Genomic DNA, 15,871 nt, shown 5'->3' with positions numbered 1-15,871 from the left:
ACAAAAAGTTGAGTGTGATATAAGAAAAATGTATATCTTTCCTATATCACAATTATAGTATAAATAAAAAATGTGAAAAAAGTATGACGAAAATCTCAAAATGCAAATTTTAGGTGACTACAAAATTGTTTGTTGCAAAACTCCTTGTTATAATTAGTTTTACTTTATTTTAAAAAATTAAAATTTTAAGGAGAAAAATGGGAAAACAAGATTATCGTAAAAAGATCGTTTTTTGGCTGCGCTTTTCAGGGTGGCTTTGCCTGTTGCCAGCATCTGGCTGGCTTTGGCTGTATCAGATGTTTAGTCAAGGTGCTTTAGGATACACGCTTTTAGGGGAACTCGTTTTTACAGTCTTATTTGCTGTTTATATTTTGACAACCGCACAAAGCGAACGCTGGTTAAAACCAACAAACATTTTTGTCTTATTAATACTTACAGTGCTTTTTGGCTCATTTATAATTCTAATTCCGCTTTGCTTTGCTTATAACAATTGTCGCAAGCTGAATAACGGATAATAGGGAAAAATATTTAAATTTGGTAAAAGTTTGAGAGCTTTTTTTTAGTTACAAATCTTTAGGAGTACTATATTCGATAGTACATTTTATTAATATTGAGAAAGATATGAAATTATGGCTAAAAAAGAAAAAACTGAGTCACGTGCTAAACGTGTTGGTAAGTTTGTTTTGACGACAATTATCTATTGCGTCATTCTAATGGTACTGATTTATTTGTATCAATATAGTGGGTTAACATCTGTTCACTTTATCTACAATGAATTTTAAAGCTGGTACAATAATATGATTGAAAATATAATTAAAAAAATTGACGAAGTTGCTCAGGCAGAGCCTGAACGTATTTCATATGACTATTTAGGTAAAACTAATACGTATAGTGATCTAAAAAAGCGTTCAGATGAATGGGCTCATAAGATTGTAAGTTTGAATCTTTCTCCTAAGAGTCCAGTGATGATTTGGGGCGGGCAGGATTTTGAAATGATTGCCAGTTTTCTTGGTTGTGTAAAGTCTGGACATGCATATATTCCTATTGCCAGCTATTCAAATGCTGAAAGAATAGTTATGATTCAGGAAGTTTCTCATGCTGAAGCAATTTTAGCAATTGATGAATTGCCGAAAATTGATTTGCCGCCTATTAAAGTAGTGCGTCCTGCTGATGTAGAAAAAGGAGATTTTGAATCTGATCCTGCCATCTATGTACAGGGTGACGACAATTTTTACGTTATTTTTACATCAGGCACAAGTGGCAAACCTAAAGGCGTGCAAATTAGTCATAATAACTTGCTCAGTTTCGTCAACTGGGAAATGACGGACTTTGATTTGCCAGAACATCCTTCATTTTTGTCCCAAGCGCCATACTCATTTGACCTCTCAGTCATGAGTCTTTATCCTGCTTTAGTCGGGGCAGGTAAATTGGTGGCTTTGCCACATGAAGTTACGCAAAATTTTGCTCAGTTATTTCAGACTTTGCCTAAGTTGCAATTTAATGTTTGGGTATCAACGCCGTCATTTGCGCAGATGTGTTTTTTAGATAAAACTTTTACTGCTGCGAATCATCCAGATTTAACTCACTTTATGTTTTGTGGTGAAGAATTACCACACAGCGAAGTGGTAACGTTAAAAAACAAATTCCCCCAGGCGCGTATTTTTAATACCTATGGCCCGACTGAAACTACAGTTGCAGTTACTCAGGTAGAAATTACTGATGCTGTTTTAAAGAAATATGATCGTCTTCCAATTGGCAAGGTTAAGGCAGATACCAAAATTATTATTGATAAATCTAAAGGTGACCAGCCTGATGAAGGCGAAATTATTATTTCTGGACCAAGTACTTCTAAGGGCTATATGAATAACCCCGAAAAAACAGCTAAAGCATTCTTTAAAAAACCGGGTGACCAATATATGAGCCACCGCTCAGGGGACGAAGGCTTCTTTGACCAGGATATGCTCTTTTACCGCGGCAGAATTGATTTTCAGATCAAGTTTAATGGCTATCGTATTGAATTGGAAGAAATCAACCACTATATTGGTATGAACAAATTGGTTGATCACGGTGTAGCTGCACCAAAATATAATCAGGATCATACGGTTAAGCAAATTGTTGCCGAAATTAAACTCAAAGATGGGGTAAAAGAGCAGTATTCTGAAGCAGAAATTACTAAGATGATCAGAGCAGATTTAGCTAAAGAACTGATGCCATATATGATTCCACAGCGTTATGTTTACCGTGAAACATTGCCGGTATCGCAAAATGGTAAGGTTGATATTAAGGCTGTCATTAAGGAGGTCAACGAGTAGTGAACGCTAATTTCATTAACTTGCAGCCATATTCCAATCCGCATTATTTCGTGTATCTGATGATTGGCTTAATACCTATTATCATCGGGCTGTATTGGGGTCACCGCTTAAAAATCTATGAGGTTGTATTCTCATTAATTTTCTTGTTTTTCATTTTTGATGGTGAAAAATGGCAACAGGGCGTTAGTTTAATCATCTATATTTTGTTTCAGTTGCTGGTCACTTATGGCTATCTTTATTATCGCCGTCGTAAAAACAGTCCAAATAGAACCTGGGTTTTCTACTTAGCTGTAATTTTAGCAATCGTGCCCCTGGTTTTGGTTAAAGTACAGACTGCTTTCCCGCAAGCTAAAATTCCTGGAGTTTTGGCTTTTCTGGGGATTTCTTATCTGACTTTTAAGACAGTTCAGGTCGTGATGGAAGTACGCGATGGCGCTATTAAAGAACTTAACTTGGGAACCTATCTTCGTTTTCTCCTGTTCTTTCCGACCATTTCTTCGGGACCGATCGATCGTTACCGCAGATTTGCCAAAGAATGTGACACGGTGCCAAAGCGTAAGCAATATCTAAACGATTTAGAGCTGGCAACACGTTATTTGTTTCAAGGCTTCCTCTATAAATTTGTTCTTGGCTGGTTCTTTGGTACCTATTGGCTGCCCCGAATCACTCGAGCTGCTTTAATTACAGGTACAGCTGTGGGCGGCTTAAAACTATCCTGGTGGGTAGTAGCTTATATGTACTGCTACAGCATGTATTTATTCTTTGACTTTGCGGGCTATTCCTTGTTTGCAGTGTCGATTTCCTACTTTATGGGCATTCACACTCCAATGAACTTTAACAAGCCGTTTATTTCGCAAAACATCAAAGAATTCTGGAACCGTTGGCATATGACCTTGTCTTTCTGGTTTCGGGACTACATCTACATGCGTTTTACCTTCTTTGCAATGAAGAAAAAGCTGTTCAAAAACCCAGTCAGGCTGTCGCAGGCAGCATACCTGCTCTTGTTCTTGGTGATGGGTTTCTGGCATGGGCTGACCTGGTATTATATTGTTTATGGCTTGTTCCATGCTTTTGCCATCATCATCAATGATTGCTGGCTGCGGTTCAAAAAGAAGCACAAAGATAAGCTGCCATCGAATAAATACACAAAATGGCTGGCAATTTTTGTCACTTTTAATGTAGTGTGTTTTAGTTTCCTGATTTTTTCAGGTTTTCTCAGCCAGCTATGGTTTGGCTGGCAATAGGCAATAATTTTATTTAAGGAGTTTTAACATGGATACCAAAAAAGAAGTTTTAGCAATTTTACAAGATTTAACTGGTGAAGATTTAACAGACAGAATGGATGAAAATATTTTTGCCAATGGCTTAATGGATTCAATGGCCAGTGTCCAAATGTTGTTAAATTTACAGGAAAAGTTCCAGATAGATGTACCCGTTTCTGAATTTGACAGAAATGAATGGGATACGCCCAATAAAATTGTGGCAAAGGTGGAAAATTTAGAAAATGAATAACAAACGCCGGCTGTGGCATATTTTTGGCCCGGTTCTTTGCGCATTTGTCTTGCTGCTGGTCATCTTTCTGATGCCGTGGGAGCGAACTTTTTCTAGGGATGCCATTTATCAAGCGGCTAATTCGCAAACTAATACTATTTTTAAGGGCTCTTTAATGAAACAGGATGCGTTTAAGGATGGGTACGTGCCTTTTTATGGATCAAGTGAATTGTCACGACTTGATCCATTGCATCCCAGTGTAATTGCGCAAAAGTATCGCCGCAATTACCGGCCATTTTTATTAGGCGGGCCAGGCAGTCAATCCTTAGCACATTTTTTGGAAATGCAGGGGACTGCTAAACAGCTTAAGGGCAAAAAAGCCGTAGTCATTGTTTCACCGCAATGGTTTACTAAAAAGGGTCAAAATCCGGATGCCTTCGCGCTGTATTATTCACCGCTGCAAGCCTGTAATTTTCTCTTAGGTATTAAAAAAGACACGGTGACTAACCGCTATGCGGCTAAACGTTTCTTGCAGATGCCAGAAGTGAAGGGTGTTATCAAACTGGGTATGAAAAGAATTGCCCGAGGGCAAAAATTAACTGGGTTTCAGCGTTTTTACTTAGAAAATCAGCGGCGCATGCTTAACAATGAAGATAAATTCTTCAGCACTTTCCAATTACGCGATCGCATTAAAAAGATTAACAAACAGGCCAAGTTATTGCCGAATACGTATTCAGTCAAGGCTTTAGACGAAGTAGCAAGTCAGCAGGCTGCACTTAACACCAATTCTAATAATTTTGGCATTAACAATCGCTTCTTCAAAAAACGCTTGAATAAACGCTTATTAGCCAAATTAAAAGATAGTCAACGTCATTTTAATTACACTAAATCGGTAGAATACAGCGATTTTGAATTGATGCTGCACCAATTTGCCAAGCAGCATACCAATGTGCTGTTCATTATCCCGCCGATTAATGAAAAATGGTCTAATTACACGGGCTTATCACAAACAATGTACCAGAAGGCTGTTTCTAAGATTAAGTACCAACTGGCTAGTCAAGGCTTTGATAACGTTACCGATTTATCCAAACGCGGTGGTGAAAAGTATTTCATGGAAGATACTATTCACCTGGGCTGGCGCGGCTGGGTAGCTGTTGACAAGGCAGTAAAGCCATTCATGGCGCAAAGTGATCTGCCACGTAATTATAATATTCATAACTATTTTTACAGCAGAAAGTGGCAAAAAAAGCCATATCAGATTAGTTTGACAGATGAAAATCCGTTAAATGGCAATTCAAAAGAATCTTTAAAAGGAAAATAGTGCGCCAGCAAATTGATGCCTTAGGAATCAAGGGTTCAATTTTAGTCATTAAAAATGGCAAAATACTGCTTAACTATGCTTTAGGCAATAACACTGACACTAGTTATCTAATTAATTCTGTGCAGAAATCTATGACGGCTGCAATTATTATGCGGCTCGTGCAGGAAGGCAAGTTAAGCCTGCAGGATAAATTAAGTGAATTTTATCCGCAAATTTCTGGAGCACAAAAAGTCAAAATTAAAAATCTCTTAGCCATGACGGCAGGTCTTGATCTCAAACCAGGAGCAAAGTTAGGAAGAAAGCATTTTGTTTCTGACTCTGATAATATTCAGCATGATGCAGCTAAAACTATTTTTGAAACTGATTTATTAAATAAGTGGCATTATAGTTCACTAAATTATGTTTACCTCTGTGGTATTATGAGCAAAATAACGGGTCAAAGCTATGAGCGGTTGTTCCGCAATACCTATATCAGGCCGTTAAAGCTGAAACAAACAGAATTTTTGTGGTCAAGGCCAGGCAAAATTATTTCCAGTCATTTAGTGCCCGGAATGATTTACCGCAAAGGTCGCTATGACGTGGTTAAGCATAAGGCAGCTTTAAGGGGAGCTCGCAATGAATTAGGGGCTGGTTCAATAGTAATGTCTAATCATGATCTGGCCAAAGTTATACAATATTTACTAGCTGGTAACTTGTTAACCCAAAAGAGTCGTAAATTGCTTTACCAGTCTGAACCACCTGCTTATTATAATGGCGGCTTTTATAATAATATTAAATTAAAAACTAAAACTGCTAATGGTGCAGGAGAGGGTTATTATACCTTCATGCGCAGTACTAATAATGCTAAAACGCTAGTGATTATACAGTCTAATAAGACACGTGAGGGTGAATTTAACCAGTTAAAAAGTCAAATTAATCAAATCATGCTCGAACTGCTTGGCCGTAAGGCTGACAGTGCAAATATAATTGGTTGAAACTTGTTTTTTGGTTAATTGCATGCTAAAATTTTGTTGTGTCACCATAGGGAAGTAATCATTTTCTCCGGTAGCGAAAATGTAAAATTTCTATAATGTGGTCAGTAATGGTGGCACAAACACTGTGTGAGCTTAGTTCCGATGTTGGTGGAACTAGGCTTTTTTTGTGTTTTCTTTGCTAACTGCTATTGCAAGGGGGTAAAATATATTTAATATATACTAGATAAGGAGATAAGTATGAACAGAGCAGAACTAAAACTAGAAGCTAAGAATCAACTGCGTCATAACTGGGGCTGGGCTATTAGTATTGGTTTCGTAATGACGCTATTTGTTGGTTTCTTTTTTGCCAGGCCAGTAGTAAATGGTTCGCTTAAGACTGCGAATAGTGTGAATGATGTCATGGGAACTGGCTCAATTGATTCGCTGTTTAAGCCAGCATTTTGGGCAGGACAATTTGGTCCTGATACGGGATTAACCATTATTGGCAACTTTTTCATGTTGAGTATGGTGGTCACTTTCTTACACTTTGCTCGTGGAGAAAGACTAGGCTTTTTTAAAGGTATTTTTTCTGCTTTTACTGATGGCCGGTTTGTACCGGAATTTTTGAATTATCTTTGTGGGTATATTTTTCAATTTCTGTGGTCTCTATTATTAGTTATCCCAGGCTTAATTAAGTCTTATTCTTATGCCATGACGCCATATATTGTTAATGACTTAGTGGAAAGTGGACAAGAAGTTCACGCAACAACAGCGATTACTGCAAGTCGCCAGTTAATGAACGGGCATAAATGGGAATTATTTGTATTAAATTTAAGTTTTATTGGCTGGTATCTTTTGAGTGTACTAACTTTAGGCATTGGTTATATTTGGTTAGTTCCTTACGAGCAGACAACTAAAGCTAATTTTTACCGCAGGCTAGCCGGCGATCGTTATTTAAAAAAATAAATTGATAACAAAACAAATTAAAAGAGCAAGATGTTCATTATCTTGCTCTTTTTAAGTGTCCATTTAAAAAATTAGTATTTGTTCAAGTCTTCAATACTTTCCTGAAACCATTTGCCAGCGTATTTAGAGTTAAAATCATCGGTCTTTTTAAGGGCTTCTTTGATTTGACTGGAATTCAAGTGATCCATCAGGTATAGCTTTAATGCCTTGTTAATTAAGTCATTAAAATCGGTATCATTAACTTCTAAATATTTTTCTGTTAACTTTGCTACCTTTTCAGTTAATTCAATTTTCTTCCTGCTCATTTTCTCGCCTCTTAAAATACACTTTCATTATACCATTTTATTCATTACTAATAATAAAAAAGATAATGGTTGGTATAAAAATGGCTAGCATTAGAAAAATAGAGTATTATTTTATTTTAAATATAATATTCAATGTTAGGATCAGAATTAATGAAAGAATTTACTATCGATATCGTAGCACGTATGCAGGAATTTTCTTTTTTTCGTGCGACAAGGCATACCATGGCAATACTGATGCCGATTGCAGTGGTTGGCTCATATTTTAAGCTGTTTAATGATCTTATTTTTACACCCAATGGACTGATTTATAATATTTTTAATTTAGATACAGTTTTATCAGATCACATTTGGTATGGTGGCTCTTTTGTATGTCGCGGAATGGTAGAAATTACTTTTGGGGTGTTTGGTGTCTATGCCAGTTACTTTATGGCTCGCTATACAGCGCGGCTTTATCATAAGGATTCAACTATGGCAGGTTTAACTGCTGTTCTAATTATGCTTTTTTGTTCATATGCATCCAGCAGTGGCCGCAATGCTCGCATGCCGTTTACTGCTAGTTTGTTACAAATTAATGCGGTTTTTATAGCCTTAGTTATAGGATATTGTGTGGGACAAATATTTCATTTATTAGGTAAAGACTTTTCCTACGTTAAAGATGAGGGAACAAAGATAATTCAAAAAAGGGCAGGGGATGCTGTTTTGCCTAGCGCTGTTTCACTGCTACTGGGTATTTTCTTAGGAATTATAATTTATGAATTACAACTTAAACTCCTTAATTCCACCAGTTTTAATGAAATTGTCAGTCGAGTTCAGACCACTAATAATTTTGGCGAAGTTTTATTGCTTTCAGCTGTGATTACTTTTTTAGATTGGTTAGGAATCGGTTATCCATTGCGTTCCTTATCAGGAACAGTTAATAATGCTTTTACTGCTGAAAATTTGACGTATACATTAAAACACGGTAATTCCTGGAATGTGCCGTATAAATACTTGGGCAGTTCGCTTATTAACAGTTATGGCATAATGGGTGGTGCCAGTGTTGCTTTAGCCGTGATTGTGTTGCTTTTAATAAGGCGAGGTAATAGAGAAAATGAAATAAATGCTAAAATTAATTTATTACCAGCTGCTTTTGGTTCTACCTTGGGATTTACAATTGGTTTACCTCTAATTTTAAATCCTGTGTTCGTATTGCCTAGTGTTATGATCCCGGTTATTAATATGACATTGGCTGCTGTGGCTATTAGTGTACATATTATTCCTGTGAGTGTTTATCAAATTTTAAAAGGAACCCCCGGAATTTTAGTTTCATTTTTTGGCACAAATGGTAACTGGTCAACGTTAATTTTTACATTACTGCTATTTTTGTTGGATATAGTTTTGCTATTACCAATAATTAAAATTAATGAAAAAATTGATCTAAGAATTGCTTACCAGAAGAAGGAATGATCAGATGCGTAAAAATCCTAATTATAAATGGCTAATCTTGGTCATAATTATTTTAATTATGCTGGCTGTCCCCAGTTTCTTTTGGATGAAAAAGGATAATAAATCAAGAGCCGAACTTAGCAAGTCGCTACTTTCTCCTGTAATAATGGTTCCTGGATCCAGTGCTACAACTGAGCGTTTTAACGATTTGATTGATGAATTGAATAAAACTACTCTCAACAGACACAGTGTAATAAAAATCAAAGTTTCACGTGAAGCAAAGCTTACTTACAGTGGCTCTATTGGTAAAAGCGATTTGGAACCTTTTATTATTATTGGTTTTGACAACAATAAAGACGGTTATACAAATATTAAAAAACAAGCAAAATGGCTAAATGTTGCGTTTGAATCACTAATTCAAAACTATAAGTTTAATAATTTTAAAGCGTTTGGTCATTCTAACGGTGGTTTAATTTGGACTTACTGGCTGGAACATTATTATTCTGAATATTCTGATAACATTAAGATAAAGAAGTTAATGACTTTAGGAACTCCTTATAACTTTACGGAAAGTAATATTAATAATCGGACGCAAATGCTGGCAGATTTTATTAAAAATCGTGCAACACTACCGCAATATTTAAAAGTTTATTCTCTTTCTGGAGGGAAAAATTATGAATCAGATGGAATCGTACCTGAAACAAGTGTTGCTGCCGGTAAATTCATTTTTCAAAATCAGGTCAAGAATTATACGGCAATGACAGTTACAGGCGAAAAGGCAGATCACTCAGATTTGCCGCAAAATAAGCAGGTAATTCAAGCAATTCGACAGTACTTATTAAAGAAACCGAATAGGCCATTAAAGCCTGCTAAGGGAAAGGATAATCATTAATGAAATACCAAAAACAACCTACTAAAATTGAAGTAATTGGTGGTAGAGTTAATAATCTAAAAAACATTGATGTTGATATTCCACTACATAAATTTGTAGCAATCTCTGGCTTAAGCGGATCTGGAAAATCCAGCTTGGCAATGGGCATTTTATACTCAGAAGGTGCAAGACGTTATCTTGATTCCTTAGCAGCCTATACTAGGAGACGCATTAGCCAAGTTGGTCGTGCACAAGTAGATGAGGTAAAACACATCCCTTCAGCATTGGCATTAAGGCAGCGACCGGCTGTTCCTGGTGTGCGTTCGACCGTTGGCACAGTAACGGAAGTTTTTAATATCCTACGACTAATTTTTTCCCGATTAGGTTCACCCGTATGTCCTAATGGTCACAGAGTTCCACCAACCATAAAAATTGCGGAAGCAATGGATTTAACTGGGGAAGCAATGGGTCGCTTGACGTGTCCTACATGTGGCGTACAATTTTATGCTTTCAGTGCTGAAGACTTTGCGTTTAATTCAGATGGTGCGTGTCAAAAATGCCAGGGTCTAGGAACGGTTGAGCAGATTGATGATAGTAAGATTATTGCTGATGAAAATTTATCGCTTGAAAAAGGTGCAGTAGCTACTTGGCAAATTCCTGGTCGAAATTGGATGTGGCGTATTGCCCGTGAACTAGGAGTACGGACTGATATTCCATATAAAGAGTTGAATGCTAAAGAAAAAGATATTGTGCTTCATGGTAAAGAGCGAAAAGTCCCTATTGACTTGCCAACTTCAACTGGTCGAGTTTATCATCTTGATGCGCTATATGAGAATGCCTATAATGCGGTGGCTAACTCCCGTAAAACAACTAAGTCGGAGCGAGGATTGCAAAGAATTAATTCTTTTTATAAATTTAGTACCTGTCCTCGCTGCCATGGCTATCGGATTGATCCTAGTCGCTGGCAGCAACTAGTTGCCGGCAAAAATATTGTTGAAGCTGAAAAACTGACTTTAGGTGAATTAACTCAATATATGGACGAGATTTTAGCAAGTTTGCCACAAGACATGCAAGACTTAGCAGAAAATTTAACGAGTGAGTTGTTGCATCAAGTCAAACCTCTGTTAAAATTAGGACTAGATTATTTGAGCATAGACAGACAGGCAAGTAGTCTGTCTACAGGTGAACTTCAACGTATCCAGCTTGGCAGAACGTTGCGCACCGAAACCACAGGGGTACTCTATGTATTAGATGAACCATCAGTGGGCTTACACCCTGATAATGTAGCTGGGTTGATTGATGTATTTCATGAATTGGTCAATCAAGGCAATTCTTTAGTTGTTGTTGATCATGAAACTGCCATTATTAACGCAGCTGATTGGGTGATTGAAATTGGTCCCGGTTCAGGCAGCCAGGGTGGTGAAATTATTTCCCAGGGAATACCCAAAGAGATAGAACATAATGAAAAATCCTTAATTGGACCATATTTAACAGGTAAAGCACCATTATTTGTCAGACCCAGGGCCAATAAAGACCAAATCTTTAAACATGGCAAAATAAAGCTTGATGTTACTAAGCGCTTTAACTTAAAAAACTTGCATGTGCAAATACCTGTCAATCGCTTAACTTCTGTTACCGGATTTTCAGGTGCTGGTAAAACTACTCTCATTCTAGATTCTTTGATTCCGGCATTGAAGTCACAAAAAAATAATAGTGAAAGACCTAAGTGGGTAAAGAACTTAGATAATGACTATATTAAAAACGTGGTTAGTGTTGATTCTACTCCAGTTGGTAAAAATCAGCGCTCAACTGTTGCAACTTATACAGATATTATGGACAACTTGCGTAAACTTTTTGCCAAACAGCCTTTAGCTAAAAAGTTGAAATATCGTGCATCTCATTTTTCATATAATAATAAAGAAGGTGCATGCCCAGCATGCGGTGGCACTGGTGTTATTGCACTTGATATCCAATATTTGCCAGACATGGTTGAAACATGTTCAGTATGTGGAGGTCATCGTTTCAATCAAAATGTCTTGCAGGTAAAATGGCACAATTTAAGTATTGCTGACGTTTTGGATTACTCGGTAGATGATGCCTTAAAAGAAGAAATTTTTCAAAAAGAGCCAAAAATTAATAAAACAATTACAACATTACATGACATGGGGTTAGGTTATCTTCATTTAGGGGAGTCTACTCCAGCATTATCAGGAGGAGAAGCACAGCGGTTAAAATTAACTAGTCACATTCATCAAAGGCAAAAAGGCACTTTATTTGTTTTTGATGAACCGACAGTGGGACTACATCCACAAGATGTGAGAACACTCTTACAAGTGTTTCAAAGATTACTCGAGCAAGAAGGAACTATTATTACTATTACGCATGACTTGGATATTATGGCTAACAGTGATTATATGATTGATATGGGACCAAGAGGAGGACTACAAGGAGGAAAAATTATTGCAAGCGGATCCCCTGTGGATATTTCTCAAAATTCTGGTAGTTTAACAGGTAAATATTTGGCAAAGCAATTTAAATTATATCAAAAATAAAAGAATAGAGCCTAAAAAGTAGCTGAGAACGCTGCTTTTTAGGCTCTTTGACTTCTGTGGAAAAGTCGGAAAATCTGTGGAAAAAGTTAATCAAAACTATTGATTTCTGTGGATAACCTGCTATAATATTATATGTAAGCAATTAGCAGTCGAACGCTACGAGTGCTAATTATAAATTTATAACCTATCAAAGGGGTGTTTACATATGGCATATTTTGATAATGATTTTGACGATTTATTTAACGAATTAAACAATTCTTTCTTTAATAATACTAATGATAAAGGTGGAGCTATTCCTATTCACTATTCAAGCAGCATGAATATTGCACCGCAAGACATATCTCAAAACGGACAAATGGGGCAAAAGCAAGGACAAAAGCCAATTGGAGTTGATTTGGTTGAGCAAGCAAAGAAAAATAAATACGATCCTGTAATTGGGCGTGATGAACAAATTCAGGAAGTAATAGAGATTCTAAGCCGGCGCAAAAAGAACAATCCAGTTTTAGTTGGACCAGCAGGTGTAGGTAAAACTGCCATTGTAGAAGGATTAGCACAAAAGATCGCTGCAGGCGATGTTCCTGACAAGATGAAAGACAAACATATTATTGCAATCAACATTAATGATATGGTTGCTGGATCAAGTTTGCGTGGTAGCTTTGAAGAACGCCTGAAAAAAGTGATTGACGAAGCTAAGAAAAATCCTAATATTATCTTATTTATTGATGAATTACATAATATTGTCGGAGCAGGGTCAACTGATTCTGAAAATAACAATGGTGACGCTGCTAATATTTTGAAACCAGCTTTAGCTAGTGGCGACTTGAATCTGATTGGTGCGACGACCACGAGTGAGTACCGCAGGATTGAAAATGATGCAGCTCTAGCACGTAGGTTCCAACCAGTACAAGTTCCTGAGCCATCTGCTGCAGTGACTGTCAAAATTTTGGAGGGTTTAAAAGATAAATATGAAGCTTTTCATCATGTAAAATACAATGACAGTGCTTTAAAGCTGGCTGTTGAATTATCACAGCGTTACATTCAGGGACGGTACTTACCTGACAAAGCCATTGATTTAATGGATGAAGCAGGTGCCAAAAAGGGTCTTGACACTATTCCTGATGATGAAGCAACTTTAAAGAAGCGGATTAAAAAGCTGGAAAGTGAAAAAGAAGCTGCTGCCAAAAAGGAAGATTACAGTAAAGCAAGTGAGCTGAAAAAGAAGATTGAAGAGTTGCACGACAAGGCTGATCATGTAGATAATGAAGCGACTCCACATGTTACTGATGAAGATATCTATGCTTTGATTGAAGCCAAGACAAAGATTCCAATGAGTGAATTGCATGCAAGTGAGGGACAAAAAAATCTTGATTTAGCTGAAAAATTAAAGAAAGTGGTTATTGATCAGGATAATGCGGTTGATGTCATTACTGATGCAATTGCCCGTAAACAAGTTTTTAAAGACAATGATCGTCCTACTGGTACATTCTTATTAACCGGACCTACTGGTGTAGGTAAGACAGAATTAGCTAAACAATTGGCTATTCAATTGTTTGGTGGTGAAAATCATCTGATTAGACTTGATATGTCAGAATATCAAGATCAAATGGCAGTTAACAAGCTAATTGGTTCTGCTCCAGGTTATGTTGGCTACGGTGAAGGCGGTCAGTTGACTGAAAAAGTTCGTCACCAGCCATACAGCTTGATTTTGTTCGATGAAATTGAAAAAGCTAATCCGCAAGTGTTTAATGCTTTACTTCAAATCATGGATGATGGCCGTTTAACTGATGCACAAGGTAGAACAGTCTCCTTCAAGGATACAATTTTAATCATGACTTCTAATGCGGGTTATTCCGACCAATTGCTAAAGGACGGTAAAGTAGATCATGATAAATTAATCAAGGCTTTGGAAGCATACTTCAGACCAGAATTTTTGAACAGACTTGATGCGATTGTGCCATTTAATTCATTAACTAAAGATGATATGAATAAAATTATTGACATTTACTTAAGTAAAATGGCACATGTTTTGGCAAAAAAGAACGTTAAGGTTGAGGTATCCGATGAGGCTAAAGCTTATTTAGCTGAAAAGGGCTATGATAAGAAATTTGGTGCTAGACCTTTACGTCGGGTAGTTGAGCAGGACTTGGAAACACCGATTGCTAAACTATTAATGAAAGAGCCTGACACCAAAGAAGTCAAATTTACGGCAGATGACAAACATGTTTACTTAAATGACGCTGCAGTATTAGATATTAAACCAAAAGAAAAAACTGAAAATAACGATAAAACCAAACAAGACTAATTTCAAAAAGGGGTCATATCATATTAAAGGATGATTCTTTTTTTGTTTGTAATTGTTTCATGTGAAACCTTATATATGATAACAAATTTGCATTTTTGTTTTATTAGTGGAAATTCATATTATTTTATTAAGATTAATGCAATTTTACTATTGACATCAACAAAAATATGGTTTAAATTAGGTAGCAATTAAATTATTATTAAAAAGCTAAAAATTGTTTTTAGCTTTTGTAGTTTTATTATAGGGGACAATCAAATGAAACAACGAGTAGAAGACCTGGATTGGAAAAATCTGGGATTTAAGTATCGTGATCTGCCTTATCGATATGAGGCGAAATATAAAGATGGAGAATGGCAGGAAGGAAAACTGACCGAAGATTCATCCATGACCTTTTCTGAAGGCGCGGAAGTACTGCACTATGGACAAGAGGTTTTCGAAGGACTAAAGGCTTACCGTAGAAAAGATGGTAAGATCAATCTCTTTAGACCTGATCAAAATGCACACCGCTTTACTCTTTCAGCAAAGCGGTTAGCCATGCCGCCATTTCCTGAAGATAGATTTGTTGATGCCGTAAAACAGGTTGTTAAGGCTAACGAGGAATTTGTACCACCATATGATAGTGGCGCAACTCTTTATTTACGACCACTTATGGTAGGAACAAGTAAAGTTTTAGGTGTTGAAGCGGCCACTGAATATACCTTCCGCGTTTTTGCGGTTCCAGTTGGCGCATACATTAAAGGATTGAACCCTGCAGATTACGTTGTTAGTGAATACGACCGTGCCGCATATGCTGGTACCGGTCAAGCAAAGACAGCCGGTAACTATGCCAGCAGTTTGCTTCCGACAGTTGAAGCACACAAAAACGGTTTTGCCGATAGTCTTTACTTGGATCCACGTGAACATAAATATATTGACGAATTTGGTGGTGCTAACTTCTACGGCATTACCCAAGAAGGACAGTTTGTCACACCAAAATCAAAATCGATTTTGGTTTCTATTACTAAGCGCTCACTTTTGGAAGTCGCTAAGTGGCAAGGTCTAAACCCAGTTGAACGTCAGATTACCTTGGAAGAAGCGTTCAACATGAAAGAAGCTGGTGCGATGGGTACAGCTGCTGTAATTTCTCCTGTAGGTTCAATTACCTACGAGGGTAAAAAACATGTTATCTATAGTGAAACAGAAACTGGTCCAGTTACTAAGAAACTTTATAACGAACTGGTTGATATTCAGTATGGTAACAAGAAAGGCCCAGAAGGCTGGGTCCAAACATTGGATTAAATTACAAATTGGGAACAAAAAATCGAGGCTGAAGCCTCGTTTTTTTCTGCTCAAAATAAATTACCACTATTCTTTATCAGTAAAGTGCTGTTTTA

The 15,871-nt window shown here is 36.9% G+C and carries 14 protein-coding genes; 13 read left to right on the top strand and 1 reads right to left on the bottom strand.

Annotated elements, in window-relative coordinates; genetic code table 11:
- Positions 1–197 precede the first annotated feature (197 nt).
- From F5ESL0261_RS09850 to F5ESL0261_RS09815, 8 genes are all read left to right on the top strand, one after another.
- On the top strand, positions 198–515 hold the full coding sequence (locus tag F5ESL0261_RS09850) for a hypothetical protein (protein WP_122053115.1): 318 nt from the start codon (positions 198–200) through the stop codon (positions 513–515).
- Between the two features lie 114 nt (positions 516–629).
- A complete protein-coding gene (locus tag F5ESL0261_RS09845) occupies positions 630–782 on the top strand; it encodes a teichoic acid D-Ala incorporation-associated protein DltX (RefSeq protein WP_034978542.1) in 153 nt (50 codons plus the stop codon).
- A gap of 15 nt (positions 783–797) precedes the next feature.
- The gene (gene dltA / locus F5ESL0261_RS09840; protein WP_122053114.1) at positions 798–2,312 is read left to right on the top strand and encodes a D-alanine--poly(phosphoribitol) ligase subunit DltA; all 1,515 of its coding nucleotides are present in this window, start codon (positions 798–800) and stop codon (positions 2,310–2,312) included.
- Positions 2,312–3,556, top strand: coding sequence for a D-alanyl-lipoteichoic acid biosynthesis protein DltB (gene dltB / locus F5ESL0261_RS09835; RefSeq protein WP_122053113.1), 1,245 nt, complete (start codon positions 2,312–2,314; stop codon positions 3,554–3,556). Before dltA ends, dltB begins: the two co-directional genes overlap by 1 nt.
- A 28-nt stretch (positions 3,557–3,584) precedes the next feature.
- Entirely contained in the window at positions 3,585–3,824 is a 240-nt protein-coding gene (gene dltC, locus F5ESL0261_RS09830; RefSeq protein ID WP_038524744.1) for a D-alanine--poly(phosphoribitol) ligase subunit DltC, read from the top strand.
- Positions 3,817–5,124, top strand: coding sequence for a D-alanyl-lipoteichoic acid biosynthesis protein DltD (gene dltD, locus F5ESL0261_RS09825; protein WP_122053112.1), 1,308 nt, complete (start codon positions 3,817–3,819; stop codon positions 5,122–5,124). Before dltC ends, dltD begins: the two co-directional genes overlap by 8 nt.
- A complete protein-coding gene (locus F5ESL0261_RS09820; RefSeq protein ID WP_122053111.1) occupies positions 5,124–6,098 on the top strand; it encodes a serine hydrolase in 975 nt (324 codons plus the stop codon). The genes dltD and F5ESL0261_RS09820 overlap by 1 nt, the downstream gene beginning before the upstream one ends.
- A gap of 237 nt (positions 6,099–6,335) precedes the next feature.
- Entirely contained in the window at positions 6,336–7,043 is a 708-nt protein-coding gene (locus tag F5ESL0261_RS09815) for a DUF975 family protein (protein WP_122053110.1), read from the top strand.
- 71 nt (positions 7,044–7,114) lie between these two features.
- Here F5ESL0261_RS09815 and F5ESL0261_RS09810 read toward each other — a convergent pair whose 3' ends face one another.
- Positions 7,115–7,348 (bottom strand): hypothetical protein, encoded by a 234-nt coding sequence (locus F5ESL0261_RS09810; RefSeq protein WP_046332832.1) that lies wholly within the window; start codon positions 7,346–7,348, stop codon positions 7,115–7,117.
- Positions 7,349–7,498: 150 nt separating this feature from the next.
- Here F5ESL0261_RS09810 and F5ESL0261_RS09805 point away from each other — a divergent pair, with 150 nt between their 5' ends.
- The 5 genes from F5ESL0261_RS09805 (at position 7,499) to F5ESL0261_RS09785 (ending at position 15,776) form a co-directional block, all read left to right on the top strand.
- A complete protein-coding gene (locus F5ESL0261_RS09805) occupies positions 7,499–8,794 on the top strand; it encodes a PTS sugar transporter subunit IIC (RefSeq protein ID WP_109587034.1) in 1,296 nt (431 codons plus the stop codon).
- 4 nt (positions 8,795–8,798) lie between these two features.
- Positions 8,799–9,665 (top strand): alpha/beta hydrolase, encoded by an 867-nt coding sequence (locus F5ESL0261_RS09800; protein ID WP_122053109.1) that lies wholly within the window; start codon positions 8,799–8,801, stop codon positions 9,663–9,665.
- On the top strand, positions 9,665–12,196 hold the full coding sequence (locus F5ESL0261_RS09795) for an excinuclease ABC subunit UvrA (RefSeq protein ID WP_122053108.1): 2,532 nt from the start codon (positions 9,665–9,667) through the stop codon (positions 12,194–12,196). Before F5ESL0261_RS09800 ends, F5ESL0261_RS09795 begins: the two co-directional genes overlap by 1 nt.
- A gap of 205 nt (positions 12,197–12,401) precedes the next feature.
- Positions 12,402–14,498 carry an ATP-dependent Clp protease ATP-binding subunit gene (locus F5ESL0261_RS09790; RefSeq protein WP_122053107.1) on the top strand — a complete coding sequence of 699 codons (2,097 nt, stop codon included), beginning with the start codon at positions 12,402–12,404 and terminating at the stop codon, positions 14,496–14,498.
- A 255-nt stretch (positions 14,499–14,753) separates the two neighbouring features.
- A complete protein-coding gene (locus tag F5ESL0261_RS09785; RefSeq protein ID WP_034978504.1) occupies positions 14,754–15,776 on the top strand; it encodes a branched-chain amino acid aminotransferase in 1,023 nt (340 codons plus the stop codon).
- Positions 15,777–15,871: the final 95 nt, after the last annotated feature.

This window comes from Lactobacillus sp. ESL0261 (assembly GCF_003693025.1).
Taxonomy (GTDB): domain Bacteria; phylum Bacillota; class Bacilli; order Lactobacillales; family Lactobacillaceae; genus Lactobacillus; species Lactobacillus kullabergensis.
This window is presented reverse-complemented; position numbering and strand designations above follow the sequence as displayed.